Origin of the sequence: Jannaschia faecimaris (assembly GCF_900107415.1) — a bacterium.
Lineage (GTDB): Bacteria > Pseudomonadota > Alphaproteobacteria > Rhodobacterales > Rhodobacteraceae > Jannaschia > Jannaschia faecimaris.
Window position 1 is genome coordinate 34,623 of sequence record NZ_FNPX01000016.1, and the last position, 25,681, is coordinate 60,303.

General features: G+C 63.5%; 23 protein-coding genes. 5 read left to right on the forward strand and 18 right to left on the reverse strand.

Translation table 11 applies throughout. The annotated features are described in order from the left end of the window. Window positions 1-2: 2 nt before the first annotated feature. The 7 genes from BLV27_RS14900 to bchF are packed head-to-tail and all read right to left on the reverse strand — an operon-like array spanning window position 3 to window position 9,872. Window positions 3-1,433 carry a PucC family protein gene (locus BLV27_RS14900; protein WP_092647300.1) on the reverse strand — a complete coding sequence of 477 codons (1,431 nt, stop codon included), beginning with the start codon at window positions 1,431-1,433 and terminating at the stop codon, window positions 3-5. Then, complete coding sequence (gene bchM, locus BLV27_RS14905) at window positions 1,430-2,098, reverse strand: magnesium protoporphyrin IX methyltransferase (RefSeq protein WP_092647301.1); 669 nt, start codon at window positions 2,096-2,098, stop codon at window positions 1,430-1,432. Before bchM ends, BLV27_RS14900 begins: the two co-directional genes overlap by 4 nt. Window position 2,099: 1 nt before the next feature. Then, window positions 2,100-3,011: a ferredoxin:protochlorophyllide reductase (ATP-dependent) iron-sulfur ATP-binding protein gene (gene bchL / locus BLV27_RS14910; protein WP_092647302.1), complete on the reverse strand. Its 912-nt coding sequence runs from the start codon at window positions 3,009-3,011 to the stop codon at window positions 2,100-2,102. 31 nt (window positions 3,012-3,042) lie between these two features. Further along, window positions 3,043-6,573: a cobaltochelatase subunit CobN gene (locus tag BLV27_RS14915; RefSeq protein WP_092647303.1), complete on the reverse strand. Its 3,531-nt coding sequence runs from the start codon at window positions 6,571-6,573 to the stop codon at window positions 3,043-3,045. Continuing rightward, window positions 6,563-8,104 (reverse strand): ferredoxin:protochlorophyllide reductase (ATP-dependent) subunit B, encoded by a 1,542-nt coding sequence (gene bchB, locus BLV27_RS14920; RefSeq protein ID WP_092647304.1) that lies wholly within the window; start codon window positions 8,102-8,104, stop codon window positions 6,563-6,565. Before bchB ends, BLV27_RS14915 begins: the two co-directional genes overlap by 11 nt. Beyond that, the gene (locus BLV27_RS14925; protein WP_092647305.1) at window positions 8,101-9,378 is read right to left on the reverse strand and encodes a ferredoxin:protochlorophyllide reductase (ATP-dependent) subunit N; all 1,278 of its coding nucleotides are present in this window, start codon (window positions 9,376-9,378) and stop codon (window positions 8,101-8,103) included. Before BLV27_RS14925 ends, bchB begins: the two co-directional genes overlap by 4 nt. Beyond that, window positions 9,375-9,872: a 2-vinyl bacteriochlorophyllide hydratase gene (bchF, locus tag BLV27_RS14930; protein WP_092647306.1), complete on the reverse strand. Its 498-nt coding sequence runs from the start codon at window positions 9,870-9,872 to the stop codon at window positions 9,375-9,377. Before bchF ends, BLV27_RS14925 begins: the two co-directional genes overlap by 4 nt. Before the next feature lie 269 nt (window positions 9,873-10,141). On the opposite strand from bchF, the gene BLV27_RS14935 reads away from it, so the two are divergent. The 5 genes from BLV27_RS14935 (at window position 10,142) to BLV27_RS14955 (ending at window position 15,724) form a co-directional block, all read left to right on the forward strand. Beyond that, a complete protein-coding gene (locus BLV27_RS14935; protein WP_092647307.1) occupies window positions 10,142-10,855 on the forward strand; it encodes a hypothetical protein in 714 nt (237 codons plus the stop codon). Window positions 10,856-10,857: 2 nt separating this feature from the next. Next, entirely contained in the window at window positions 10,858-12,270 is a 1,413-nt protein-coding gene (gene ppsR, locus BLV27_RS14940; protein ID WP_170831473.1) for a transcriptional regulator PpsR, read from the forward strand. Window positions 12,271-12,340: 70 nt separating this feature from the next. Then, entirely contained in the window at window positions 12,341-13,243 is a 903-nt protein-coding gene (chlG, locus tag BLV27_RS14945) for a chlorophyll synthase ChlG (protein WP_092647309.1), read from the forward strand. Next, window positions 13,240-14,523, forward strand: coding sequence for a BCD family MFS transporter (locus tag BLV27_RS14950; protein ID WP_092647310.1), 1,284 nt, complete (start codon window positions 13,240-13,242; stop codon window positions 14,521-14,523). Before chlG ends, BLV27_RS14950 begins: the two co-directional genes overlap by 4 nt. A gap of 16 nt (window positions 14,524-14,539) precedes the next feature. Continuing rightward, complete coding sequence (locus BLV27_RS14955; protein ID WP_092647311.1) at window positions 14,540-15,724, forward strand: geranylgeranyl diphosphate reductase; 1,185 nt, start codon at window positions 14,540-14,542, stop codon at window positions 15,722-15,724. Between the two features lie 110 nt (window positions 15,725-15,834). Here BLV27_RS14955 and dxs read toward each other — a convergent pair whose 3' ends face one another. The 11 genes from dxs to bchC all read right to left on the reverse strand — a co-directional run bounded on the left by dxs (window position 15,835) and on the right by bchC (window position 25,644). Further along, window positions 15,835-17,736: a 1-deoxy-D-xylulose-5-phosphate synthase gene (gene dxs / locus BLV27_RS14960; protein WP_092647312.1), complete on the reverse strand. Its 1,902-nt coding sequence runs from the start codon at window positions 17,734-17,736 to the stop codon at window positions 15,835-15,837. Between the two features lie 82 nt (window positions 17,737-17,818). Next, window positions 17,819-18,055: an RC-LH1 core complex protein PufX gene (pufX, locus tag BLV27_RS14965; RefSeq protein ID WP_092647313.1), complete on the reverse strand. Its 237-nt coding sequence runs from the start codon at window positions 18,053-18,055 to the stop codon at window positions 17,819-17,821. Between the two features lie 18 nt (window positions 18,056-18,073). Further along, window positions 18,074-19,000: a photosynthetic reaction center subunit M gene (gene pufM / locus BLV27_RS14970; RefSeq protein ID WP_092647314.1), complete on the reverse strand. Its 927-nt coding sequence runs from the start codon at window positions 18,998-19,000 to the stop codon at window positions 18,074-18,076. Next, window positions 19,000-19,845, reverse strand: coding sequence for a photosynthetic reaction center subunit L (gene pufL / locus BLV27_RS14975; RefSeq protein WP_092647315.1), 846 nt, complete (start codon window positions 19,843-19,845; stop codon window positions 19,000-19,002). The genes pufM and pufL overlap by 1 nt, the downstream gene beginning before the upstream one ends. A 119-nt stretch (window positions 19,846-19,964) precedes the next feature. Further along, the gene (pufA, locus tag BLV27_RS14980; RefSeq protein WP_092647316.1) at window positions 19,965-20,129 is read right to left on the reverse strand and encodes a light-harvesting antenna LH1, alpha subunit; all 165 of its coding nucleotides are present in this window, start codon (window positions 20,127-20,129) and stop codon (window positions 19,965-19,967) included. An 18-nt stretch (window positions 20,130-20,147) separates the two neighbouring features. Next, a complete protein-coding gene (pufB, locus tag BLV27_RS14985; protein WP_055081708.1) occupies window positions 20,148-20,303 on the reverse strand; it encodes a light-harvesting antenna LH1, beta subunit in 156 nt (51 codons plus the stop codon). Between the two features lie 111 nt (window positions 20,304-20,414). After that, window positions 20,415-20,663: a cytochrome PufQ gene (gene pufQ, locus BLV27_RS14990; RefSeq protein WP_092647317.1), complete on the reverse strand. Its 249-nt coding sequence runs from the start codon at window positions 20,661-20,663 to the stop codon at window positions 20,415-20,417. Then, the gene (gene bchZ / locus BLV27_RS14995; RefSeq protein ID WP_092647318.1) at window positions 20,660-22,123 is read right to left on the reverse strand and encodes a chlorophyllide a reductase subunit Z; all 1,464 of its coding nucleotides are present in this window, start codon (window positions 22,121-22,123) and stop codon (window positions 20,660-20,662) included. Before bchZ ends, pufQ begins: the two co-directional genes overlap by 4 nt. Beyond that, window positions 22,123-23,706 (reverse strand): chlorophyllide a reductase subunit Y, encoded by a 1,584-nt coding sequence (bchY, locus tag BLV27_RS15000; protein ID WP_092647319.1) that lies wholly within the window; start codon window positions 23,704-23,706, stop codon window positions 22,123-22,125. Before bchY ends, bchZ begins: the two co-directional genes overlap by 1 nt. Then, window positions 23,699-24,706, reverse strand: a complete 1,008-nt coding sequence (locus tag BLV27_RS15005; protein WP_092647320.1) for a chlorophyllide a reductase iron protein subunit X — start codon at window positions 24,704-24,706, stop codon at window positions 23,699-23,701. The genes bchY and BLV27_RS15005 overlap by 8 nt, the downstream gene beginning before the upstream one ends. Beyond that, window positions 24,703-25,644 carry a chlorophyll synthesis pathway protein BchC gene (gene bchC / locus BLV27_RS15010; protein ID WP_092647321.1) on the reverse strand — a complete coding sequence of 314 codons (942 nt, stop codon included), beginning with the start codon at window positions 25,642-25,644 and terminating at the stop codon, window positions 24,703-24,705. Before bchC ends, BLV27_RS15005 begins: the two co-directional genes overlap by 4 nt. Between the last annotated feature and the right edge of the window lie 37 nt (window positions 25,645-25,681).

Below are 25,681 nucleotides of genomic sequence, written 5' to 3' on the forward strand. Positions count from 1 at the left end.
GGTTAAGTCGGGAAATCCGCAAGACCGCGTGACGTGGTCTGACGGTGATGAATACTGCGCGACCGGACCAGCGGCCCAAGAGCCGCCAGCGTGATGAAGAGCAGTGCGATTTCGATGTGGTAAACCGTGGAATAGCCGGTCGCGGGGTCGGACAGCGCAGCACCCAGACGGCCCGTCTCGGCCAGCGCGTTGACGCCGTCGCGCAGTGCGCCGCCAACAAAGATCGATACGCCCGCCGCCGTCGCCTGTGCCGCGCCCCAAGCCCCGAGGGCCAGGCCCTTGCCGGCGGTGCCGCTGCCGTCGAAGGCCATGATTGCGGTCAGGGTGCAGACCGAAAACAGACCGCCGCCGAACCCGATGCCGAAGGCCCCGATGTAGAACAGAAGACCGCTGTCGAGGGGGGCGGCGAAGATCACCGCCGAGAAGGCGCAGACACCGGCAAGGATGCCGCCGCCCGCCATGCGGAATGGATCGCGCCCCCGCTTGAGCCCGCGCGCCGCGACCCCGAAGCCCAGCAATGCGCCGCCCGCCCAGAGCGAAGTCAGTAGGGTCGTTGCCGAGACTGACAGGCCCAGAATCTCGCCGCCGTAAGGCTCCAGCAGGACGTCCTGCATGTTGAAGGCCAGCGTGCCGATGAACACTACGACCAGCAGGCGGGCAACGTTGCCCTGCGCCGTCAGATCGCGCCAGGCGTCGCGGAAGGGCGGGCGTGGTACGGCACGCTCTTCGCGGGTCATGGGTGTCACCTTTTCCTGCTTCCACAGGGCGATGGTGTTCAGAACGATGGTCACGACCGCGGTGCCCTGCACGACCTGTACAAGGCGCAGCGCGCTGAAATCGCGCAGGAGCGTGCCGATGATGACGGCGCTGACGCCCATGCCCACGAGGAACATCACGTAGAGGAGCGCTACGACCTGCGGCCGGGTCTCTTCGGTCGCGCGGTCGGCGGCAAGGGCGAGGCCCGCCGTTTGGGTCATATGCATGCCAAGCCCGGTCATCAGGAAGGCCAGCGCGGCACCCACGGTGCCCGCCCAATCGGGGCCGGCGACCTGATCGCCGGACAGCACCAGAAGCGCCATGGGCATGATCGCAAGGCCACCGAATTGCCACAGCGATCCAAACCAGAGGTAGGGGATACGCTTCCATCCGATTGCGGAGCGGTAGGTGTCGGATCGAAATCCGAGGATTGCGCGGAAGGGTGCCACCAGAACCGGGATCGCGATCATCATGGCGACGATGGTGGCAGCGACGCCCAATTCCACGATCATGACCCGGTTCAGCGTGCCCAGCAGCATGACCGAGGCCATGCCGACCGACACCTGAAACAGCGACAGGCGCAGCAGTTGGCGCAGGGGCAACTGCTCGCTGACCGCGTCGGAGAACGGCAGCATGTTGAGCGTCATGCCCTGGATCATGCGGCGACCGAAGATCATGGCGTCACCTCGAGGGCGTGCGAAATGTAGAACCCCGAACTGACGCGTGTGACCGGTGCCAGCGTGGCCGAGGTCAGCCGGCGCGACAGGTTTTTGTGCGATTGCGGCACCATCGTGGGCGAGCGGTCCGCCCGTGGGAAGAGCTTGCCTACGCGCCACATCGCCATCAGGAGCGGTGTGCGTGGAGCGACGGTGAAGAGGACAGAGCCGGTTGTGCGCGCCGCCAGCGCGTCGAGGGCCGCGGCGAGGTCGGTCTCGGAATAATAGATCAGGCTGTCCATCGCGGTGACGTGGTCGAAGCGGCCAAGGCCCACGTCCAGCATATCGCCCGAGCGGAAGTCGATGGTGCCGGTCAGGTCGGCGGGCATCCGACGGCGCGCGATATCGACCAACTGCGGCGAGATGTCGATCGCCAGAACATCGGCCCCGCGCCGTGCCATTTCATGCGCCAACGCCCCGGTGCCGCAGCCTGCGTCCAGCACGCGCAGGCCGGTCAGATCGCGCGGCATCTGGCTCAGGATGATCGCGCGCATCCGATCCCGGCCCGCCCGAACCGTGGCGCGAATGCCCGAGACCGGGGCGTCGGAGGTCAAAGCCTCCCAAGCCTTTGTCGCGGTGCGGTCGAAATAGGTTTCGACGCGTGTCAGGGTCTGGTCGTAGGTCATGTCAGTCGAAGCCCAGCAACTCAAAGATCTCGCGGTCGGGCAGGGGTGCGGGGGCCAGCGGCTCCGTCCCGTTCCACAGCGTCTCGGCCAGGCGGATATATTCCTTCTGAACCATCACGATGTCCTCGTCGGCATCCATCTCGAAGAGCGTCTTCTTCTTGAGGCGCGAGCGGCGGATGGCATCCAGATCGGGCATGTGCGCGATGCGGTTGAAGCCGACCGTGTCGCAGTAGCGGTCCACCTCGTCCGTGTCCTTGGAGCGGTTGGCGACGCATCCGGCCAGACGTACCTTGTAGTTCTTCGACTTCGCCTGAACGGCGGCGATGATGCGGTTCATCGCGTAGATGCTGTCGAAGTCGTTGGCCGTCACGATCAGCGCGCGGTCGGCGTGTTGAAGGGGCGCTGCAAAACCACCGCAGACAACATCGCCCAAAACATCGAAAATCACTACGTCGGTGTCTTCGAGCATGTGGTGCTGCTTGAGCAGTTTGACGGTCTGGCCGACGACATAGCCGCCACACCCGGTCCCGGCGGGCGGGCCGCCGGCCTCCACGCATTTCACGCCGTTGTAACCGATCGAGACGTAATCTTCAGGGCGCAGTTCCTCGGCGTGGAAATCGACGCTTTTCAGAATGTCGATGACCGTAGGCTGCAACGTGCCCGTCAGGGTGAACGTGGAGTCGTGCTTCGGGTCGCACCCGATTTGCAGGACGCGCTTGCCCATCTTGGAAAACGCGGCCGACAGGTTCGACGATGTCGTCGATTTGCCGATGCCGCCCTTGCCATAGACCGAAAAGACCTTGGCCCCCTCGATCTTGTCGGTGTCGTCCTGATGGACCTGGACGGATCCTTCGCCGTCACCGCTCCCGAGGGCAGCTTTCTTGAAGAGTGGGACGTTGTCGAGCGGGCTCATGTGTCGGCCTTTCCGGGGGTCATACTGTGGGTCATTCGGCTGCGATCCCCTCAAGTTGGTCTTCGATGGCGTCGGCTGCATCATGCAGCGCGGACAGTGTTGCTTCGTCGGGTTGCCAGTAATTGCGGTCGCTGGCTTCGATCAGGCGGTTGGCCATTCGCATGGACGCCTGCGGCGAAAGGTCGGACAGGCGCTTGCGCATCACCTCGTCCAGAACAAAGGTTTCGGACAGGCGGGCATAGACCCAGGGCTCCACCTTGCCGGTGGTCGCGGACCAGCCGACGGTGTTGGTGATATGCGCTTCGATCTGGCGGACACCTTCGTGCCCGTGTTGCAGCAGGGGCTCGTAGAACTTGGGGTTCAGGCTGCGCGACCGGGTCTCCAGTGCCACCTGGTCGGAGAGGGTGCGTACAGTTGCATGGCCCCGCGTCTGGTCGCCGATATAGATCGCCGGTTCGCTGCCCTTGGCCCGCTTCACGGCCGCCGCGATGCCGCCCAGCGTGTCGAAGTAGTGATCGACCGTGGTCACGCCCAGTTCGATCGATTCGAGGTTCTGGTAGGCGAGGTCGACACAGGCCAGCGTGTCTTCCAGCAGCGCGGGTTGGGCCGAAGCCTCTCCGTCGGTGCCGTAGGCAAAGCTCTTGCGCGCCTGGTAGGCATCGGCCAGATCGTTGCCGTCTTCGAACGCGGAGCTGTCGACCAACTGGTTCACGTTGGAGCCGTAGGCCCCCTCGGCATTGGAGAAGACGCGCAGGGCGGCGGTCTTCATGTCGCAGCCGGTCTTGGCCATGAACGCCAGCGCGTGGGCGCGGATCGGGTTCATTGCTTCCGGTTCGTCGGCCATGGCGCATTGCAGCGCGGCGTCGGCCAACAGCTTGGTTTGCAGCGGCAGCAGATCGCGGAAGATACCCGACAGCGTCATCACCACGTCGACGCGGGCGCGCCCCAGCGTTTCCAGCGGCACGACGTCGGCCCCGCAGAGCCGCCCGTTCGTGTCAAACCGCGCCGTGCAACCCATCAGCGCCATGGCCTGCCCGATGGGGCCGCCGTTCGACTTGATATTATCCGACCCCCAGAGCACCAGCGCGACCGAGCGTGGCAGCCCTTCGTGGGTGTCGATCAGTGCCTGTGCCTGCCGGGCACCGTCGGCCATTGCGTAGGCAGTCGGCATGCGGAACGGGTCGAAGGCATGGATGTTGCGGCCCGTGGGCAAGATCTCGGGGGCGCGGATCACGTCGCCGCCGGGCACCGGCGCGATGAAGCGTCCCGACAGGGCCCGCATCAGGGCCGTCAGTTCATGATCGCCGGTCAACGCGGCGCGGGCGGTTTCACGGGCCTTGGCATCGGGGAAGGTCATCTGATCAAGCGCCGCCTCGACCGTGGCTGCCTCTGGCACGCGACCAACGATGTGCAAGCCTTCGGGGATCAGCGCGTCTTCGGTCTCCAACAGCTTGAGCCAAAGGGTCTCGGGTGCACCATATAGATCAACGGTGGCGGCCTGCTCGGTGATCAGGGCTTCGAGATCCTCGCGATCATCGGGGAGCGCCCGCCAGCGGGTAAGGCTGTCCTTCAGGTCAGCCAGACCACGATAGAGGCCGGCGTTCTGCAGGGGCGGGGTTAAATGCGTGATCGTCACGGCGTTCGTGCGGCGCTTGGCCAGTGACGCTTCGGACGGATTGTTAGCTGCATAGAGGTACACGTTGGGCATGTTGCCCATCAGCCGGTCCGGCCAACAGGTCCGGCCCACGCCTGTCTGCTTGCCCGGCATGAACTCCAGCGCGCCATGCATTCCGAAATGCAGCACTACATCGGCCCTGAAATCTTCGCGCAGGTATTGGTAATAGGCGTTGAACGCATGCGTCGGGGCAAAGCCCTTTTCGAACAGCAGTCGCATCGGGTCGCCTTCGTATCCGAAGGTCGGCTGCACGCCGACGAAGACCTGGCCGAAGTGCGCGCCCATAACGAACACTTCGCGACCATTGGCCTGGATACGGCCGGGAGCCGGGCCCCAGACGGCCTCTATCTCGTCCAGCCAAGGCGTGCGGCTCACGATCTGGTCGGCGGTGACGACGGCGGCGATATTCGCTTCGGTTCCTTGTTGGGCAGCGTTGCCGTGCAAGACTTTTTCGCGCAGCTCATCAACCGTCGCGGGTGGGGTCAGCTTGTAACCGTCGGCGGCAAGGCGGTGCAGCGTGTTGAACAGGCTTTCGAACACCGACAGATAGGCAGCGGTGCCGATGGCCCCGGCATTGGGCGGAAAACCGAAGAGCGTGATCGCCACCTTCTTGTCTGCATTGGCCTTGCGCCGCAGGGTTGCAAGGCGACCGGACTTGGCAACCAGCGCCGCAATCCGTTCGGGGCAGGGGGCCATTGCCTTGACGGTGCCTCTGGCGGTGCAGCCCGGCGTGCATCCGGCACATCCGGCGGGCCCGTGACGACCGGCGAAAACCGTCGGGTTGGTGGCCCCGTCTATTTCCGGCAGGGCAACCAGCATCGTGGCCTCGATTGGAGAGAGGCCCTGACCGCCCGTGGCCCATTCGTTCAATGTCTGGAATTCCAGGGGTTGCGCCGCGACATACGGCACGTCGAGGCCGGAGAGCATCGCCACAGCCCCCTCGCTGTCGTTGTAGGCGGGGCCGCCAACCAGGCTGAAGCCGCTGAGGGACACCAGCGTATCGATGTTACCGGCGAGGTAGGTCTCGACCGCAGGGCGCGCATCAAGGCCACCCGCAAAGACGGGAATGACGCGGTGACCCTCGGCCTCGAAGGCGCGGATAACGGCGTCGTAATGCGCGGTATCCTCGGACAGGACATAGCTGCGCAGCAGGACGATGCCGATGGTTGTGGTCCCGCGCTGTTGCGGCAGGTCGGCGATCTCTGTTGCAATGTGCTTGTCGGGCAGGTCGGGGTGATAGATTCCGACCTCGGGATATTCGATCGGGTCGACCGTCGCGCCACCCGCCCATTCGGGCCGGCTGGAATAGCGCGAGATCAGGAAGCGAACCATGCCGTCGACATTCTCGTCCGTGCCGCCCAGCCAGTATTGCATCGACATGAACCAGGCGCGCAGATCCTGCGCCTTGCCGGGCACCAGTCTGAGCAGCTTGGGCAGGCGGCGCAGCATCTTCATCTGTCCGGCACCGGAGCGGCCGTCCTTCTTGGCAGGCTTCAGCTTTTTCAGAAGGGCCATGGCACCGGACGCGGGGCGGGACATGTCGAGGTCGCCCATCTTGGTCAGTTGGACGATTTCCTGATCGCTGACGATGTTGACCATCGCGTCGCAGGCGTCGCGGCGCGCTTTCAGGTCGGGCAGGATCGCCTTGATATGCTCTTCCAGGAAAAGAACCCCGGTCACGATGATGTCTGCGCGGGCGATATCCTCGCGCGCTGCAATCAGCGCGGCGGGATCCTTGGCCCATTCAGCGGCAGCGTGGATGCTCAGCTGGAGTCCGGGAAAGTCGGCTGCCAGCGTGGGTGCAACGCGCGCGGCGGGACCGGCGATGTGCCGGTCAAGGGTCACCATCGTGATGCGATAGGGGCGGTGCATTACGTCATCGCGCATAGTGGGCCTTCGCTTCATAAAGGGTGTCCACGGAGATCTCGGCAAGGCCCTGATCGGCAGCGAAGGTTTCGGTGTTGCGCCTGGCTTTTCCGCGGACGAAGAAGGGGATCTTCTTCAGTTCGCGTTCGGCGTCATGCAGCCAGACAACTTCACCACTTGCAGGTGCGGTCAGGGATTCAGGCTCTGACACAGGCGTCTGCGCCTGCTCAGATGGTTTTGGGGCGTGGCCACCGTGATGGCTGGGGCCTGCCGCATCGTTGAACTCGAAATCCTCGCGGAACATGTGCAGGAGATGTTCCTCCAGCCCCATGACCAGCGGATGCACCAGCGTGTCGAACAGGACGTTCGCGCCCTCGAACCCCATTACCGGCGAATACCGTGCGGGGAAGTCCTGTACGTGAACGGGCGCGGATATGACGGCGCAGGGAATGCCCAGCCGCTTGCCGATATGGCGCTCCATCTGGGTACCCATGATCATCTCGGGCTGGGCGGCCTCGATCGCGCGCTCCACCTCAAGGTAATCGTCGGTGATCAGCGGCTCCAGCCCGAATTCCTTGGCCAATGCGCGCATCGGGCGGGCGAATTCACGGTTGTAACACCCGAGGCCAGCCACTTCGAACCCCATCTCGTCACGCGCCACATGGGCCATCGCCATCGCGTGGGTGGCGTCGCCGAAGATGAAGACCCGCTTGCCGGTCAGGTAGATGCTGTCGACCGACCGGGTCCACCACGTCTGGCGCAGACCATGATCGTCGATCGGTGCTGTGCTGCCCGATAGGCCGCGGATCTCTTCGATGAAAGCACGAGTGGCGGCGGTGCCGATGGGGACGATTTTCGTATAGGGCTGCCCGCAGGTCCTCTCCAGGTGCCGGGCGGCGGTCTCTCCGGTTTCAGGATAAAGCAGTACGTTGAAATGAGCCTGGCCCATGCGGGTGATGTCGGTCGGGGTGGCCCCCATGGGCGCGGTCACGTTCACTTCGATGCCCAGTTCATAGAGCAGGTTCGTGATTTCGGCGATATCGTCGCGATGGCGGAAACCAAGGGCGGTGCCGCCAAGGATGTTGCAGGTCACCCGCTCGGTGCGATCCATCGGCTTGGCCAGCGCACGAACGATCTGGAAGAACGTCTCATCCGCCCCGAAGTTTTCCTTGCGCTGATAGCTGGGCAGTTCCAGCGCGATGACCGGAACAGGCAGGCCCATCGTCTCGGCCAGGCCGCCGGGATCGTCCTGGATCAATTCGGCGGTACACGAGGCACCGACGATGATCGCCTCTGGCTTGAACCGGTCGTAGGCATCCTGACAGGCGGTGCGGAACAGCCCCGCCGTGTCGGAGCCCAGATCACGCGCCTGAAACGTCGTGTAGGTGACGGGCGGGCGATGGTCGCGCCGTTCGATCATCGTGAAGAGCAGGTCGGCGTAGGTGTCGCCCTGCGGCGCGTGCAGCACGTAGTGCAGACCCTTCATGCCGGTCGCCACGCGCATGGCGCCGACGTGCGGCGGGCCTTCGTATGTCCAGACCGTCAGTTTCATTCCGCCGCCTCCAGAATCGCCCGACGCTTGATGGAGCGGGCGAAAAGGGAGGCGAGGTCACCGGCCTGTTCGTAGAAATGGACCGGCGTGAAGACGAGTTCGATGGCCCACTTGGTGCTGAGGCCCTGCGCTTCCAGAGGATTGGCGAGGCCCAGGCCACAGACCGTCAGGTCGGGGCGGGCCGCCATGCAGCGGTCGAGCTGCTTGTCGACGTCCTGTCCTTCGGAGATCGTCGGCCCGGCGGGCAGCAGATCGAGATCCGGGCCGTGCAGCGCGTCGTGGATGTAAGGGGAGCCGACCTCGACCGGTTGCATCCCGCATTCACGGGCCAGGAACCGGGCCAGGGGGATTTCAAGCTGGCTGTCGGGGAAGAAGAAGACTGACTTGCCGTTGAGCGTTTCGGAGGCCTGCGCAATGGCGCGGCGGGCGCGCTGGCGCGGGGCTTCGGTCACGCGCGCGAAGGTCTCGTCGGAAACGCCGAAGGCGTGGGCTACGGCCGAGAGCCAAGCGGTTGTGCCCTCATCGCCGAAGGGGAAGGGGGCCGCGATGTGGGTGGCACCGCGTCGCACCAGCGCGGCGTGGGTGTCGCCCAAAAACGGCTGCACCAGGGCAAACTGGGTGTTTGGACCAACGGCAGTCGTGTTGTCGATGTGACGCGCAGGCAGCAGGCGGACGGGACCAACGCCCATCGCGTCCAAAAGGCCGAGCATCTGGTCTTCGACCACATCCGGAAGAGCCCCGACGACCAGCAGTTCGCGGGCTTGCGTTTCCGGCAGGACTGGGACCATGGAGGCAAGGCAGGCATCTTCCCCTTGGGTGAAAGTCGTCTCGATGCCGGAACCGGAGTAGTTGAGAACGCGCACGCGCGGCGCATGTTCAACCGTCAGCCGTTCGGCGGCGCGACCAAGGTCCAGTTTGATGACTTCGGACGGGCAAGAGCCGACAAGGAACAGCTGCCGGATGTCGGGGCGCCGGGCCAGCAGTTCGGACACGGTGCGATCCAGTTCCGCGTGGGCGTCATTCAGCCCGGCAAGGTCCGATTCCTCAAGGATGGCGGTGGCGAATCGGGGCTCGGCAAAGATCATTACGCCGGCCGCCGATTGCAGCAGATGCGCGCAGGTCCGAGACCCGACCACGAGGAAGAAAGCATCCTGCATCTTGCGGTGCAGCCAGATGATTCCGGTCAGGCCGCAGAAGACTTCACGCTGACCCCGCTCCTTAAGAACGGGGGTGCTGCGACAACCTGCGGTGGGTGGCGACAAATGCTCGGTCATGCGGGGACGCCTTGGGTCTGACCTTGGAGCCGCGCAGCCCGGAGCTTCCAAACGAACTGCGCCGCGTTGACCACGTAGATCACGTAAGCCGAGAGCGTGATCGCCATCAGCGTTGTCGGCGGAAAGGCGTTCGACAGAAGCCCATACAGATAAAGGGTATGCAGCGCGATGACGCCGAAGCTGACCACGTCTTCCCAGAAAAACACGGGGGCAAAGAGGTACTGGCCGAAGACCACCTTCTCCCAGATCGCGCCGGTCACCATGATCAGGTAAAGACAAAAAGTCTTGGCAAGGATCGAGGCCGTCGCGAGCGCGTAACCCTCGCCCGTCGACAAGAACCGCAGTACGAGTCCGAGCGAAACGAGAAACACGAAGAATTGGACCGGTGCAAGGATGCCCTGGACCGTTGTCCAGACGGTAGAGTCGCGCCGCACCCGCTGTTCAGGGGTGTACAGGCCAGCAACGGATGCGGCGTGTGTTCTGGCGTCTGACATCTCGTCTCCCCGGCGAAAGTTCCCCTGAAATCGTGGCACTCTGGCGCACCATGTGTCAACGGTGATTTACACGTTGGTGACAGTTCGTCCTGATTGATTTACTGAGCCGGGGGTCGTCGGGCCATATAAATAGGCCTATTGAACGGAACGGCGTGGTGTTTGTCATATTGATTTGACACTCACCCTGCCATGCCTGACGATGAGGACAACCTTTTTGGTTCATCCTTTGGGAGGATTCTCTGCTGCCCCCATCTTTCGATCATCCGCTGATGCCTCGGGGACATGAGATCGCCCGCGTCGCCCGTGGGGCCTTGCAAGCCATAGCGCTGGACCTGATGCCGTTGGCCCAGCAAGATCATGTTCAGCGGCTGACAGGGGCTGTCCTTTCGCCCCGCCAGGACGCGTGGCGCAACGTCGGCCTTGCCATGATCGATGCCGGGTGTCGGCCTGCTGATATAATCGACATCTATATACCGGCCACTGCGCGCCGCCTTGGCGATGACTGGCTGGACGACGCCGCCAGTTTCGCTGATGTCACCCTCGGGTGTGTCCGTCTGCGGTCCCTGTTGACCTGGGCGGACGATATGCTGGATGAGTTGGACGTCATGCCGTCCATTACGCATGGGCAGGTTTATCTGCTCACACCGGAAGGGGCACAACACCGTCTGGGGCAGCACGTCTTCATGGCGCAGCTTTTGCGGCACGGAGTGGCTGCACGGATCGTTTCCGACCCGGCAGAGGTTTCCGACGCGGATATCGTCATGATTTCCGCATCCGGCGCTGACACCCAGCAGGCTCTGATCGACACGGTGAATTGCGCCCGTCGCATCGGGCGCGATCCCTTCGTGATTCTGGGCGGCGGCGCGGTCGAGATTGATCGGGGCCGCTGTAAGGGGGCGGGGGCCGATCTTGTGACCAATGACCTGGACATCGCGCTGTCTGAATGCAGGGCGCGTGGTCATCCGCTCCGGCTGAGACGTTGAACATGGACGCCACCGCATCAGGCGCATGGTTCCAAGGACTTTTGCCCAACGCGCGCGCCGACATTCTTGCCAACCTCGTGGCCGGCGTTGCCGACATGGCGCTTCTTGTTGGTTGGAACGGGGCAATCACCGACCTGCGCGTGCGGCCGGGACTGGACTTGGGGCTAAGTATTGAAGGTTGGACCAGTGCCTCGATCCAAAGCCACCTGACACCGGAAAGCGTTCCCAAGCTGGAGCGATGTCTGACCGCCTTGCAGCGGGGCAGCGAGCAACTCCCCCTGAGTGAATTGAACCTCCTCGTAGACAAGAGCGGCCCGGATCTTCCAATGTCGTTCAGTTTCCACCGCATCGAACGGGAGGCGGATGTCTTGATGCTGGGGCGCGACCTGCGGCCTTTAGCCGAGATCCAGCAGCAGTTGGTCGTCGCCCAGATGGCAATGGAGCGCGATTACGAAGCGCAGCGGGCGACTGAAACGCGGCTTCGTGTTCTCATGGCGACGACACCTGATGCTTGCCTGTTCGTGAACGTCGCGCGGCGCGAAGTGACCGATGCCAATGCTGCGGCGGGCCACCTGTTCAAGACGGAGCCCTTGGAACTGAAGGACACGGCACTTGAGTCGATCCTACGGGTCGGACAGGATGTGGATCTTGTCGAGCAATTGGTCGCCACCGCGCGGCAACCCGACGGAAAGGTCAGCGCAACAACCGTATCTGACGGCTCGGATATCGACATCCTGCCGACTTCTTTCCGCATACCAGGCGCGCACATGCTGCTTTGCCGAGTGATCGCCAAGCGCAGCGCCGTTTCCGACACGGACACCATGGGCGAACGCCTGTCGGGGTTTTTCGCCTCCAGCCCCGACGCGATCGTCTTCACCGCAGGTGATGGTCGCATCCTGAGCGCCAACGGCAGCTTCCTTGACCTCGTCGAGATGCCCCAGGAGGACAGTGTCCGCAATCAGAGCCTCGCCGACTTTCTGGTACGGGGAAGCGTCGATTTGTCGGTTCTTCTGGCCAATGCCAGCCGGTCCGGATCGCTTCGGTTGTTCTCGACCAAAATTACCCAGGCCTCGGGGCAGGGGCGCTCGGTCGAGATCTCGGTTACCCGCCTGCAGGCAGGGATCCGGTCGATTTTTGCGCTTGTAATGCGTGACACCAGCCGGGCTGCCGCGTTGCGAACCGAAGGTGTTGATCCGTCGGTCGATCTCGACTCGATCGTCGATCTTTTGGGCAAGCAGTCGCTCAAGGATATCGTGGCGCAGGCAACTGACGTAATCGAGCGGATGTGCATCGGGGCCGCCGTAGACCTGACATCCAACAATCGAGTTGCCGCTGCGGAAATGCTGGGTCTGTCGCGCCAGTCGCTGTATGTTAAGCTGCGCAAATACGATCTGCTCAAGCGCGACGTCGACTGACGCAGGGCTTTTGCGCGTCTCGCGAAGATTACACTTGCCGCGACTCGCACTGTCAGCTTAAGTTTACACCATGACCAGTCTGACCCCCTGCGCGCGGGCGCGCACATTGCCTGAACCCGCCGCCATGCTGCGGCTTATCAAGCCTGTGACTTGGTTTCCGCCGATGTGGGCGTTCTTGTGTGGGGCGGTGTCGTCGGGTGTCGCCTTGGGGCCGGAATGGCCGATTGTCTTGCTGGGCATCCTTCTGGCCGGGCCGATCACCTGTGGGATGAGCCAGGCCGCAAACGATTGGTGTGACCGGCACGTGGATGCGATCAATGAACCCAACCGCCCGATCCCGTCAGGCCGGATACCGGGCCGATGGGGGCTTTGGATCGCGCAGGCGATGTCTGTGCTGTCTCTGGCCATCGGCTGGCAATTCGGGCCTTGGGGCTTTGGGGCCACCGTGCTGGCAGTGATGGGTGCGTGGGCCTATTCGGTCGAGCCGATCCGGCTGAAACGCTCTGGTATCTGGGGGCCGGGCCTCGTCGGTATTTGCTACGAGGGGCTGCCTTGGTTCACTGGCGCGGCCATTCTGGTGTCTGGCGCTCCCGGCTGGGACATCGTCATCATCGCCACGCTTTATGCCTTGGGCGCGCATGGGATCATGACGCTTAATGATTTCAAAGCATTGGAGGGCGACAAGGTCATGGGTATCAACAGCCTGCCGGTTACCTTGGGTCCCGAACGTGCGGCGAGGGTTGCCTGCTGGGTGATGATCGTGCCTCAACTCGCGGTTGTTGGCCTTATTTGGTCTTGGGATCGTCCGGTCTTTGCCTTGGCCATCGCTGCGCTGATCCTTGCGCAACTGGCCGCAATGCGCGTGATGTTGCGCGACCCCAAGGCCAAGGCCCCTTGGTACAACGGCACGGGCGTTGTGCTTTATATCTCTGGGATGATGGTCGCGTCCTTCGCATTGCGGGGCCTCGCGTGACGCTCGGGTGGCTCCAGATCGTCCGACTGGGGTTGGTCCAGATGGCGCTTGGCGCGGTCGTGGTCCTCACCACGTCAACGTTGAACCGTCTGATGGTCGTGGAGTTCGCCTTGCCGGCTGTTCTGCCTGGAGCGTTGGTCGCGCTGCATTACGGTATCCAGCTCAGCCGCCCGCGGTGGGGCTTTACCTCCGACACCGGCGGATCGCGCACGCGGTGGATTGTGGGCGGCATGGCCGTGCTGGCGCTCGGCGGGTTCTTCGCCGCCTATGCCGTGACGCTTTTCGCGACATCCTACGCAATGGGTCTGGCCCTTTCCGTTTTGGCCTATGCGGCGATTGGCCTTGGTGTCGGCGCGTCGGGCACGTCGCTCCTGGCGCTTTTGGCTACCGCGACTGAACCGCGCCGTCGCGCCGCCGCCGCTACGATCACCTGGCTGATGATGATCTTCGGAATTGCGGTGACGGCTGGCTTGTCGGGGCAGTTCCTCGACCCGTACACACCCGCGCGACTGATGGCGGTCGTGGCGGTCGTGACCGGCGGTGCTTTCGTGCTGACCTGCGGCGCAGTGCTCGGGGTCGAGCGTGGCGTGGCGGCCGTCGTGCCCGAGCCTGCCACTCCGTTCCTCAACGGCTTGCGCGAAATATGGGCCGAAAGGAAGGCTCGGAATTTCACGCTGTTCGTGTTTCTGTCGATGAACGCTTACTTTATGCAGGAACTGATACTGGAACCTTTTGCAGGGTTGGTTTTCGCCTTCACACCGGGCCAGTCCACGGCCCTCAGCGGCGCGCAGAACGGCGGCGTCTTTGTCGGAATGCTGCTGGTCGGCATTGCCGCGACGGGTCTGAAATTCGGGTCGCTGCGGTCCTGGGTGATTGCCGGGTGCATTGGATCGGCTGGATCACTTTACATAATTGCAATTACAGGTCTGGGCTGGCTGGCTTTGCCACTCACGCCGCTGGTCGTGGCACTCGGCGTGTTCAACGGCATGTTCGCGGTCGCAGCCATCGGGTCGATGATGGCGCTGGCCGCCGAGGGGCGCGCGCGGCGTGAAGGCACACGCATGGGTCTTTGGGGTGCGGCGCAAGCGATTGCCGCCGGCTTTGGCGGCTTGTGCGGCGCGGCCGGCGTCGACCTGCTGCGCGGCCCTTTGGCGGATGGGGAAGCCTTTGCCGGCGTGTTCCTGTTCGAAGCCGTCTTATTCATGGCTGCCGCCCTGATGGCCTGGCAGGTGATGGAATCGCGCAGGCCCCGACAAGAGGCGATGATGCCCGGTGAATGATTTTGGGAGAGATGTGATGGATCAGTTCGACGTTGTCGTTATCGGCGGTGGTCCCTCGGGTGCCACGGCCGCCACGGACCTCGCCTCTCTTGGGCACAAGGTCGCCATGCTGGACCGCGACGGGCGGATCAAGCCCTGCGGTGGGGCCATCCCGCCCCGCGCCATAACGGATTTCGATATCCCCGACAGCCAGATCGTCGCCCGGATCACGACGGCGCGCATGATCTCCCCCACCAAGCGACAAGTGGACATCCCGATCGAGAATGGCTTCGTCGGGATGGTTGATCGAGAGCATTTCGACGCCTTCCTGCGCGACCGCGCCGTCGCCGCCGGGGCGGAGCGGCGCACGGGCACCTTCCAGGCGATTACCCGTGACGATGCCGGAACCAAAGTCACGTATCGCGACAAGCAAACGGGAGAGCCGGTGACGGTCCGAACCCGGCTCATCATCGGGGCCGATGGGGCGCGGTCCAATGTGGCGAAGGCCGAGGTGCCGGGTGGCGACAAGATACCTTACGTGATCGCGTACCATGAAATCATTGAGGCCCCGGCCCGGACCGCGACCTATGATCCTGACCGCTGCGACGTGATCTATGACGGCGCGATCTCTCCGGACTTCTATGGTTGGGTCTTTCCGCACGGCGGCCAAGCCAGCGTCGGTATGGGCACGCAGCACGCGGGCGTGGACCTGAAGGATGCGACCGCAGCATTGCGTGCGGCTTCGGGGCTGACGGATTGCAAGACCATCCGCAAGGAAGGCGCGCCGATCCCGCTCAAGCCGCTCGACAAGTGGGACAACGGGCGCGACGTGGTGCTGGCCGGGGATGCGGCCGGTGTTGTCGCGCCGTCGTCTGGCGAAGGCATCTTCTATGCGATGGTCGGGGGGCGCGTGGCCGCGACAGCGACGGCCGCTTGTCTTGCCTCGGGCAAGGCGAAGGATCTGCAGATCGCGCGCAAGCTTTTCATGAAGGAGCACAAGGCCGTCTTTAAGATCCTCGGAGCCATGCAGGATGCCTATTACAAGAGCGACATGCGCCGCGAACGTTTCGTGTCGCTGTGCCATGATGTCGACGTGCAGAAGCTGACGTTCGAAGCTTACATGAACAAGAGACTGGTTCATGCGCGGCCCCTGGCACACCTGAAGATCGGGCTGAAGAATCTGGCGCACCTGGCTGGGATCGTATCGCCCACGCGGGTCTGACGGCGAAGCGAGGGGGCGGCCCCTCGCGCTCCCCGGAGTATTCTTGAAACGAAGAAGGGGGCGCAGGATTTTCTTCCGCGCCCCCTTCTTTTGTGTATTTTCCGGACGACTCAGGCGGGTGTCAGTTTCCATTTCGCGCCCGCGGCCTGCGCTGCCGTCGCGGCGATGTCTGTTGGCGTCAGGCCCGCGTCTGCATACATCGCATCGGGAGCGGCCTGATCTATGAAGCGATCGGGCAGCGTCATCGTACGGATTGCGAGATTACCATCCAAGAGCCCTTCGCCCGCGAGGAAGTGCAAGACCATCGCACCGAAGCCGCCGACCGAACCCTGTTCCACCGTGACCAAAGCACGGTGATCGCGGGCAAGCATACGGATCAGGGCGTGGTCCAGCGGTTTGGCGAAGCGCGCATCGGCAAGGGTGACCGACAGGCCCTGGGCCTCCAGCAGCGCGACGGCTTTGCGGCATTCGCCAAGGTGTGCTCCGAAGCTGAGAAGAGCGACATCGCTGCCCGACTGCACCACGCGGCCCTTGCCGATTTCCAGGGGCGTGCCGACTTCCGGCATTTCCACCCCTTCCCCCTCGCCGCGCGGATAGCGGAAGGCGATGGGGCCGTTGTCATGTGCGGCGGCTGTGGCGACCATGTGAACCAGCTCCGCTTCGTCGGAGGCGGCCATGACTGTCATATTGGGAAGTGCGGCGAGATACCCCACGTCGAAGGCCCCGGCATGTGTCGCGCCGTCGGCCCCGACCAGGCCGGCCCGGTCAATGGCGAAGCGGACGGGCAGGTTTTGCAGCGCGACGTCATGCACGATCTGGTCGTAACCGCGTTGCAGAAAGCTGGAATAGATTGCGCAGAACGGTTTCAGGCCCGTTGCGGCCAGACCGGCGGCAAAGGTCACGCCGTGTTGCTCCGCTATGCCGACATCAAACATACGCGCGGGGTGGGCCTTGCCGAAGATGTCCATGCCGGTGCCCGAGGGCATTGCCGCCGTGATGCCGATGATCTTGGGATCCGTCTCGGCCAGCTTGGCCAGCGCGGTGCCGAAGACCGAGGTATAGCTGGGTGCATTGGGGCGCGACTTGGCCTGCACGCCGCTGCGGACGTCGAACTTTGCAACGCCGTGACCGCAGTCAGCGGCTCCTTCGGCGGGGGCGTAGCCCTTGCCCTTCACCGTGCAGGCGTGAATCAGGACCGGCCCTGTTGCGCGGGTGCGCGCCGTGCGCAACACGGCCAGAAGTTGGCTCATGTCGTGCCCGTCGATAGGGCCGATGTACTGAAAACCGAGTTCTTCGAAAAGCGTCCCTTGCCCGCCTGTCGCGCCTGTCACCAGTTGGCGTGCGCGGCGCGCCTGATCGCGCAAAGGACCCGGCAGCGCCTTCTCGATATCGTTGGCCATTTCCTGCAGTCCGCCGAGTGGCGAGGCATAGAGGCCGGAAAGGTATTTGGAGAGAGCGCCGACCGGCGGCGCGATGGACATCTCGTTGTCATTGAGGATGACGAACATCCGGCGCCCCTCGGCCCCGGCGGCGTTCAGCGCCTCGAATGCCATACCTGCGCCGATCGCCCCGTCGCCGATAACGGCAACCGCATCGCCCGTCGCCTGCCCCATATCGCGGCCTACGGTAAAGCCGAGGGCCGCGGAGATCGAGGTGGAGGAATGTGCGGCTCCGAACGGATCGTATTCAGATTCGCTGCGCTTGGTAAACCCGGACAGGCCCCCTTCCTGGCGCAGCGTGTGCATCCGGTCGCGGCGCCCGGTCAGGATTTTGTGCGGATAGCACTGGTGCCCCACGTCCCAGATAATCTTGTCGCGGGGGGTATCAAAGACCGCGTGCAGCGCGACGGTGAGTTCCACGACGCCCAGCGAAGACCCCAGATGCCCACCCGTTTTCGAAACGCTGCCGATGACTTCGGAGCGAAGTTCATCCGCCAGGCGACCGAGTTCGGGATCGGACAGGCTGGCAAGGTCGGAAGGGACGTTGACACGATCGAGGTGGGGGGTGTGCATGGTCGTTCCTCCGGCATGGGGTCTTGGGCAGATTTGAAACGGGGGGCGATGACCCGATGCCATCGCCCCCCGTCATGTGTTGTCAGGCGTGGCTGTGCCTGGTTTCGATCTCAAGCACCGAAAGCGGCGTGGGGTCGGGTGCTTCCTGGCTTTCGGGGGGCAAGAGACCGCCAACCCAAGCGAAGAAGGCAACGAAGAGCACGACGCTGAGGGAGAAAGCCGCAGCGTACCCGGCCCCCTTGAGCATCAGGATCGTGATGTCCCCCCGAAGACGCGCGCGTGGATCACCCGAGGTGCCGAGATAGTCGTGATTGGCCATTATGGCGTCCTCCTTGTGTCAGTCGAGCGGGGCGTAGCCGTGGTCCTGCGCCCAGATAAACCAGTTGTCGACAACCGTGCCGGTCAACAGGATTCCGATGCCGCCCGTGAGCGTCGTCAGAACCGCAAACCACCAGGCCCAGCGGTGAATGCCTTCCATCGTGGCGTTGAATCCCATGGTCCAGCGCCAGAACAGCGCCGCGCGTTCCGTGGCCGTGCCGCGGTCAACGATCTGTTCGATCTCCCGCTCTCCGCCATAGCGGCTGACGGCAAGGATCGTGGCACCATGCATGGCGAACAGTAGGGCCGAGCCATAGAGGAACACGATCGAGAGTGCGTGGAACGGATTGTAGAACAGGTTGCCGTAGGTCAGCGAGAACAGGTTTGTCCAATCCAGATGCGAGAAGACGCCGTAGGGAACCGCCTCCTCCCAGGATCCCATCAGGATCGGCCGGAACAGACCAAGGACAAGGAACAACCAGATCGCGGAGGCGAAGGCCCAGCTGACATGCTTGCCCAAGCCCAGCTCTTCTGCACGCAGGTAGGTGCGGATCCACCAGCTGATGACCGATACGAGCAGGAAAAACCCAGCGATCAGGAACCAGCCGCCTTCATTGAGCGGGGCCATGCCCAGCCCGTAGTCGGCTGACGGTGGCTCCAACGACAGCCAGAAGAGATCCCGGAAGAACAGGGCCGGATTGTAGCCGACCTGCGCCCAGAAGTTCATGCCGATGATGAAGAACCATGCGCTGCCTGCGGCGAGCGACAGCAAACCGAACGGGCCCAAGTAGATCGGCCCGAGCTGTGCGTTGCCGATCAGGCCGGCCAGCTTGGAGAAGCTTGTTCCCGTGGTGCGTTCGCGTTCCGCGTCCACGCCTTCGACCATGCCCATCTCGGGCGGACCCTGGACCTGAACCTGCGTGAATATGTTTTGATATTCGAGCATCAGAAGACTCCTCCCTCGATATCGGCCCACCAGGGCAGTTGCGCGTACCAATCCCACCAGGCGGCCCAGGGCTCGAACCAGACGGTACCAGAGATGACGATGCAGACCGCGCTCCAGAAGCCGGCATTCAGTGCCAGCAGGAGACCCAAACGGTGAATGCCTAGCGGCCCGATCGAGTAGCCGATGAGATCACGGAAATAGGTGTCCTCGTGCTCGGGCGATTTGATTTCCTGGCCCTTGGGCGGGTTCACCGCCGACAGGACGAGAGAGCCGTGGAGCGCCAGTGCGAAGCACGTCGTGAAGAAGAACGTGATCGCGACCATGTGGGCCGGGTTGTAGTGGAAGTTACCGTAGGCGTAGCCGACGTTGTTCACCCAATCGAGATGGCTGAAGATGCCATAGGGGAAGCCGTGTCCCCAGGCCCCCATCAATGCGGGGCGGATGATGACCAGCGTCACGTAGGCAAGGATCGCCACCGAAAAGGCGAAAGGCACGTGATAGCCGATGCCCAGTTTGCGGCAGATCTCGACCTCGCGCAGGGCCCAGCTGACGAATGCACCCGTCGCGCAGATCGTGATGATCTGCCATAGCCCGCCTTCGGCCAGGGGTGCGGCTCCAAGGCCGACCTCGAGCGCGGGCGGATCAATCGAGATCAGCCATGGGTTCCACGTGTCGCCAAGCGAGGCACCGTAGAAGATGAGGATTGTGCCGAGTGCGGCGAAGAAGAACGTCGTGACCCCGAAGAAGCCGACGTAGAACGGCCCCACCCAGAAATCGAACAGGTCGCCGCCGATAAGCGTGCCGCCCCGGACGCGGTATTTTCGTTCGAAGGTGAGCTGTGCCATCTTCTCTCTCCAGTTGGTGCGCGCGCGGGGACGCAAGCCCAAAGCGCACGGTGAAATTCCTGGTTTGTCGTGGGCGGGCGGTTGGGCCAGCCGCCCACGACTATTTCAATGCCGGTCGATCACTCGACGGCTTCCGCGGCGAATGCGCGCTCGAACCAGTTGGTTTCCGGGTTGCTGAGCAGGACGAGGTGAATCATCGCTGCAAGCAAGAACAGGAAGACGCCCTGAGCCACGAAAACGCGGCGCGGGTCGAAGACCAGCCAGATCTTGTAGAACTGTGCCATTGTGGTGTCCTCCTCCGGTTACCAGCTGAACCAGGGCAGCTTGAAATAGGTCAAAATGTGCGCAACTACCGCCACCGCAGTGAACAGGTAGAATCCGCTCAGATAGACCGAGTGCAATTCCTGCGCCTGCTCGTCTGTCAAACCTGTGAAAGACAGGTCGGATTTATCAGCCATTGTTTTCTCCTGAAAAAGATGAACTGACGCCGCGAAACCCCCGCGACCGGGTATGACGGGGGCTCATCCCCCGTCTGATTCCACCACCCCGGAGGGATTGGCGAACATGGGTCACGCGCTGAAGATCCGCGGCGTGATGATCTGTGCCTGCGCCCAGGCGGTGCGCAGCGGCCCGCGCTCGGGCAACTCCATCCGGCGCAGGGTCGACAGCGTCCAGGTCAGACAGGTCAACGGCAGGGTCGCCAGGAAGATCAGGGCGAAATACGCGTAGTATTCCCGCTGATGCGCCCGCACGCGGCGGGATTTGTGCCCGGTCACCTGCGGTGTGAAATCAATATGGTCCGTCGTGAAGTCGGTCATGTCCTGTCTCCTCCGGTCTTGGGTTGCAGCCGGTCGAGCGTCGCAAGAACGACCCGTTCGGCCCCCTCTTCGAGCGCGGCTTTTTCAGCCGCGTCGCGCAGGGATTTGGCCGCCGAAATCCGGGTCAGGACCGGATGAGAGGCGACAATTTCGTCAAGGCGGGCCTGCGCGTCGGCATCCCAAGGGAAGTCGCGGCGCAGGGGCGTGGGTGTGGCGGGAGTCGCGTCCATCTCCGCGCCGAGCGGCAGGATGTGGAACAGCGCATCGAAGAGGCCGTTGCAGACTTCTTGAATGAGGTAGGTGGCCCCGCCGTAGCCCATGAAGGGCGTACCGGTGTGACGGCGGATCGCGGCCCCCGGAAAGCTGGCGGGGATGAACGCCGGGGACGGGCCGAATCCGCCCTTTGTCTCGGCGAGATACATCTTCTCGTTGATCGACCCCATCAGGATCATTGGCCGTTTGTCGTGCACCATGGCACGGACGCGATCATTATCTGTTTTCTTGCCGCGGGTGCGCGCCACGGCGAAAGCACAAGGCAGGCCCATCTCGTTTTCAAGGAAATTGCGGATACCGCGGGCATAGGTTTCGGTTGCGACGATGCCAAAACTGGACGTTGAAAAGAAATCCTGTGTGACCGAACGCCAGAGATCCCAGACGGGTTTGAGCGTTGAATGCTTCTCCGCCTCGATGAAAGGTTCGGGGTCGAGGCCCGTCAACTCGCCCAGCTTGCGCAGGAACTTTGTTGTGGAATCGATACCGATGGGGGCCTGCAGATACGGCTTGGACAGCACTTCGCACAGGCCCCTGCCAAACTCCCGGTACATCGTGACGTTGACGTCGGCATTCACCAGGTTGCGCATTTCGGCGACGTGCGCGCCCAGCGGCATGACCATGTTGATCTCGGCTCCGATACCTTCGACCAAGCGCCGGATCTCGGCCAGGTCGGAAGGCATGTTGAAGGTGCCGTACATCGGCCCGAGGATGTTGACGCGGGGCGCGGCATCTTCGGCGCGCTTCTTCTCGGGCGGCATCCGGCCTTTGGTCATGCCGAATTCCGTGAAGATCCAGGTCATCGCGCGGTCGGCGCTTTCCCATTGGTCTTCGTCGATGGTGCGCGGCAGGAAGCGCTGGATATTCGTCCCCTGGGGGGTCACGCCGCCGCCGATCATCTCGGCGATCGAACCGGTGACGACGACCGCAGGCAGTGCCGGGTCGAGGGTCTGCCAGGCGCGCTTCATCGCCTCCTCGGTACCCGATCCCATCTCGTCTTCCGACAACCCGGTAACGACGATCGGCAGCTCGTGCGGCGGCAGGCCGTCAGTGTAATGCAGCACCGAGGTCACCGGCAGGTTCTCGCACCCGACCGGGCCGTCGATCACCACCTGCAAGCCCTTGACGGCGCAGAAGGCATAAACGGCACCCCAGTATCCGCCAGCACGATCATGGTCTTGCACCAACATCAGATCATCTCCGATGCTTTTGCAGCGCGGGCGCGCTTTTCGATTTTCTTGAGGTTTTGGGCCCGGAACTGTGGGTGCAAGTTCGGTGCGCCGTTCCAGACACCGGCGGTGTCGCCCTTGCCCACACCCTCGAAAAAGGCGCGCATCGTATCCATCCGACCCTTGTTGGCCATGGCCGTTCCGACGACTTCGGTCAGCGATCCGGCACCGGCGATTCCCATCAGGGGCCGCGCCGAAATCAGGTTCGTATAGTAGAGCGACGGAATGCCCATCTCCTTGCCCTTCTGCACCACGGGAGTGGTGCCGATAGCAAGGTCGGGGCGTATCGCTTCCATCGCCGACAGATCGTCTTCCAGCGAGGCGCGGAACTTGACGCGTGTGCCGCGTGCCTCCAGCCAAGCCGCGTCGTCCGCGGACCAGCGGGACTTGGCGCAGGCCGTGCCGACATAGGGAATCTCTGCGCCGCTTTCGATCAGCAGTCGCGCAACCAGCAACTCCGACCCCTCATAGCCCGAGAGCGTGATCGTGCCATTGATCGGGTTCGCGGCCAGACCACCCTTGATGGCGGGCAGCACGGCATTCTGTGCCTCGGCGATCCTGTCAGCCGGCAGGCCGAACGCGGCACCAATGTTGGCCAGCCAACTTGCCGTGCCCTCGTACCCGACGGGCGCGGAGCCGACGATCGGTCGACCGGCAGCTTCAAACTCACGAACGGAGGCAGTGTAGAAGGGGTGGATCGCGGCGACGACACTGCAATCCAGCGCGCCATAGAGCTCGCGCCATTCGCGGCAGGGCACAACAGGACCGGCGGCCAGACCCAGCGGGGCCAGCATCGCGCCGATCATCATCGGGTCGGCAGGGAACATCTCGCCCAACAGGGCGACGGTCGGCCGGTCCGATTTGCCTGCGTCGGGCCGCGCCACCGGGCCGGCCTCGATCTCTTTGCGGGCGTAATTCAGCATCGCACCGGCCAGCACATCCTTGGCCTCGGCGTGGGTGGGAACGCCAAATCCCGGCACGTCGATACCGATGATGCGGACGCCGTCGATTTCCTCGGGCAGCAGGCGCAACGGCACACCGGAGGCCGTGGGCACGCAGAGGTTGGTGACCACGATCGCATCCAGACGGTCACCGTCGGCCAGATCGTGCACCGCTTCGCGGATATCCTCGAACAGTTTGCCGGTAACGAGTGTTTCGGAATTGAACGGGACGTATCCGACCGAGCGGCGCGCACCGTAGAAGTGTGAGACGAACGACAACCCGTAAACGCAGCAGGCGGATCCGGACAGGATCGTCGCGACCCGCTTCATCCGCAGACCAACGCGCAGCGATCCGAAGGCAGGGCACATGCTTTGCGGCTGATCGTGGGGGCCGGTGGGATAGTCGGCGGCGTACTTTTCCAGCAGCTCGGACTGGCCAGCGGCGCGCGCGGCCTCCTTCAGGGTGGAGGCCGAAGTGCAGGCCCCCTGAGGGGCCGCCATATCCGGTACCGGGGCCGCATCGGTGAGGGGCGCATTGGCTTCGGTGATCTCCACCGTGCCGGCGTCGTCGTAGGAGACGTTATATCCCTCGCGCTCAGACATCGTCGTACACGACCTCAAGGCTTTCCTTCGGCTTGGACTTGGTGCCGCGCATGTCGGCATCCGTGGCAGGCACCAGAACGACATCGCCGCCGGTATCCTTGCTATCGAACAGCGCGAGCAGCCCGTCCTGATCAAGTGCAGCCGGCCGTACCGGGGGGGCCACGGCCACTTCGTCACCGAGGGCCGCAAACAAGCTGCCCCACTGGCTCTCGGAGGTGCCGACGATCTGATAATTGGCAGATTTCTTGCGCAGGTCATCGTCCTGCGGAATGGCGGCCAGGACAGGGATCCCGACGGTCTTGGCAAAGGCCGCAGCCTCGCCGGTGCCATCGTCCTTGTTAATGACGAGGCCCGCAACACCCACGTTGCCACCCAGCTTGCGGAAGTATTCAACAGCTGAACAGACGTTGTTGGCCACATAGAGCGACTGAAGGTCGTTCGACGCAACCAGGATCACCTTCTGCGCCATGTCGCGGGCAATCGGCAGACCGAAGCCACCGCAGACAACGTCGCCCAGAAAGTCGAGCAGGACATAATCGAAATCCCAATCATGGAAGCCCAGCTTCTCCAGCAGCTCAAAGCCGTGGATGATGCCGCGTCCGCCGCAGCCGCGGCCAACCTCAGGCCCACCCAACTCCATGGCGAAAACACCGCCGCGCTTGAAACAGACGTCGCCGATGGCGACCTCTTCGCCAGCGAGCTTCTTTTTGGAGGATGTCTCGATGATCGTCGGGCACGCCTTGCCCCCGAACAGCAAAGACGTGGTGTCGGATTTCGGATCGCACCCGATCAGGAGGACGCGCTTGCCCTGTTCGGCCATCATGTGGCTGAGGTTGGCCAGCGTGAACGACTTTCCGATACCGCCCTTGCCATAGATCGCGATGATCTGAGTTTTTGACGTTGGTTCGCCCTGCGGCACTTCAAGCGTCACATCTTCGTTGGCTTCGTCGCGCAGACGCTGGTTGAAGTCGCGCAGGTCGGGGACGGTGTCGAGAGTCATGCTGAGCCTTCCCAATCAAGGATCATTTTCAGGCAGGCGGGGTCGTCGAACGCCTGTTGGTAAGCTGCGGGCGCGTCGTTCGCCGCCCGGCGGTGTGTGATCAGCCCATCCATCGAAAGCGCACCGGACTCGATCAGCGCGCGCGTCGCCAACAGGTCTCCGCTGGTCCATTCGGCGGCGACGCGGAAGCGGGCTTCCTTCATGAAGGCGGGGGGGAACGCGAAACTGATAGGTGCGGGATAGAACCCCGCAAGCACGATCTCCCCACCCTTTGCCAGGCGACCGATAAGGTCGGGGATCAGACCCGCGTCGCCGGATGCGTCGTAGATCGAAGTGTAATTGCGGCGGTCATCAGCTTCAGGGTGCACGACCTTGTAGCCCGTGGCGCCGGCACAGCGACCGATGTTCTTTTCCCAAACGGTGGGCGGCTTGCCACCAGCGGCGACGGTAAGGCGGGCCAGCAGACGCCCCAGCACACCGTGGCCAACAATCAGATCCGGCAGTTCGGCCCGGGGTCCGGCCATGGCATGGCGCGCGGTCGCGGCCAGTGCCAGAAGGGCACCGCGTGCTCCGTGCGCACCGTCCAGGCGAACACAGCGCGACGCATCGCTGACCAATGTGCGGGCCGCGCCGCCGAACAGGCCGTGCGCCCCTTCGTAGCAGTTGGCACCGGGCACGAAGACCGTGTCGCCGACATTGAAGTTGGAAAGCGCACCTGCATCGACGACCTCGCCCGACGCTTCGTAGCCGGGGACCAGTGGATAGCCCATGCCGGGAAACGGCGGCATGTCACCGGACCAAAACAGTTTTTCAGTCCCGGTCGAGATACCCGAATGGCGAACCTGAATAACGACATCCGACGGGCCGGGGGTACAGAGCGGGAGCTTGTCGAGCGACAATGCGCGCGGGCCGCTGAGGATGATGGCGTCTGTTTCCAATGAATCCTCCCCGGATCTTGACGGTGCCTGCCGGATG

Excerpts from the sequence above, each read along its gene's own strand:
- pufA (WP_092647316.1), bottom strand. The coding sequence starts at position 20,129 with ATGGCACAGTTCTACAAGATCTGGCTGGTCTTCGACCCGCGCCGCGTT.
- BLV27_RS14955 (WP_092647311.1), top strand. The coding sequence starts at position 14,540 with ATGGATCAGTTCGACGTTGTCGTTATCGGCGGTGGTCCCTCGGGTGCC.
- BLV27_RS14935 (WP_092647307.1), top strand. The coding sequence starts at position 10,142 with ATGCCTCGGGGACATGAGATCGCCCGCGTCGCCCGTGGGGCCTTGCAA.
- bchF (WP_092647306.1), bottom strand. The coding sequence starts at position 9,872 with ATGTCAGACGCCAGAACACACGCCGCATCCGTTGCTGGCCTGTACACC.
- pufQ (WP_092647317.1), bottom strand. The coding sequence starts at position 20,663 with ATGACCGACTTCACGACGGACCATATTGATTTCACACCGCAGGTGACC.
- BLV27_RS14925 (WP_092647305.1), bottom strand. The coding sequence starts at position 9,378 with ATGACCGAGCATTTGTCGCCACCCACCGCAGGTTGTCGCAGCACCCCC.
- pufM (WP_092647314.1), bottom strand. The coding sequence starts at position 19,000 with ATGCTCGAATATCAAAACATATTCACGCAGGTTCAGGTCCAGGGTCCG.
- bchZ (WP_092647318.1), bottom strand. The coding sequence starts at position 22,123 with ATGTTGGTGCAAGACCATGATCGTGCTGGCGGATACTGGGGTGCCGTT.
- dxs (WP_092647312.1), bottom strand. The coding sequence starts at position 17,736 with ATGCACACCCCCCACCTCGATCGTGTCAACGTCCCTTCCGACCTTGCC.
- pufB (WP_055081708.1), bottom strand. The coding sequence starts at position 20,303 with ATGGCTGATAAATCCGACCTGTCTTTCACAGGTTTGACAGACGAGCAG.
- bchY (WP_092647319.1), bottom strand. The coding sequence starts at position 23,706 with ATGTCTGAGCGCGAGGGATATAACGTCTCCTACGACGACGCCGGCACG.
- BLV27_RS14900 (WP_092647300.1), bottom strand. The coding sequence starts at position 1,433 with ATGATCTTCGGTCGCCGCATGATCCAGGGCATGACGCTCAACATGCTG.
- pufL (WP_092647315.1), bottom strand. The coding sequence starts at position 19,845 with ATGGCACAGCTCACCTTCGAACGAAAATACCGCGTCCGGGGCGGCACG.
- BLV27_RS14915 (WP_092647303.1), bottom strand. The coding sequence starts at position 6,573 with ATGCGCGATGACGTAATGCACCGCCCCTATCGCATCACGATGGTGACC.
- BLV27_RS15005 (WP_092647320.1), bottom strand. The coding sequence starts at position 24,706 with ATGACTCTCGACACCGTCCCCGACCTGCGCGACTTCAACCAGCGTCTG.
- bchB (WP_092647304.1), bottom strand. The coding sequence starts at position 8,104 with ATGAAACTGACGGTCTGGACATACGAAGGCCCGCCGCACGTCGGCGCC.
- bchM (WP_092647301.1), bottom strand. The coding sequence starts at position 2,098 with ATGACCTACGACCAGACCCTGACACGCGTCGAAACCTATTTCGACCGC.
- pufX (WP_092647313.1), bottom strand. The coding sequence starts at position 18,055 with ATGGCCAATCACGACTATCTCGGCACCTCGGGTGATCCACGCGCGCGT.
- bchL (WP_092647302.1), bottom strand. The coding sequence starts at position 3,011 with ATGAGCCCGCTCGACAACGTCCCACTCTTCAAGAAAGCTGCCCTCGGG.
- ppsR (WP_170831473.1), top strand. The coding sequence starts at position 10,858 with ATGGACGCCACCGCATCAGGCGCATGGTTCCAAGGACTTTTGCCCAAC.
- chlG (WP_092647309.1), top strand. The coding sequence starts at position 12,341 with ATGACCAGTCTGACCCCCTGCGCGCGGGCGCGCACATTGCCTGAACCC.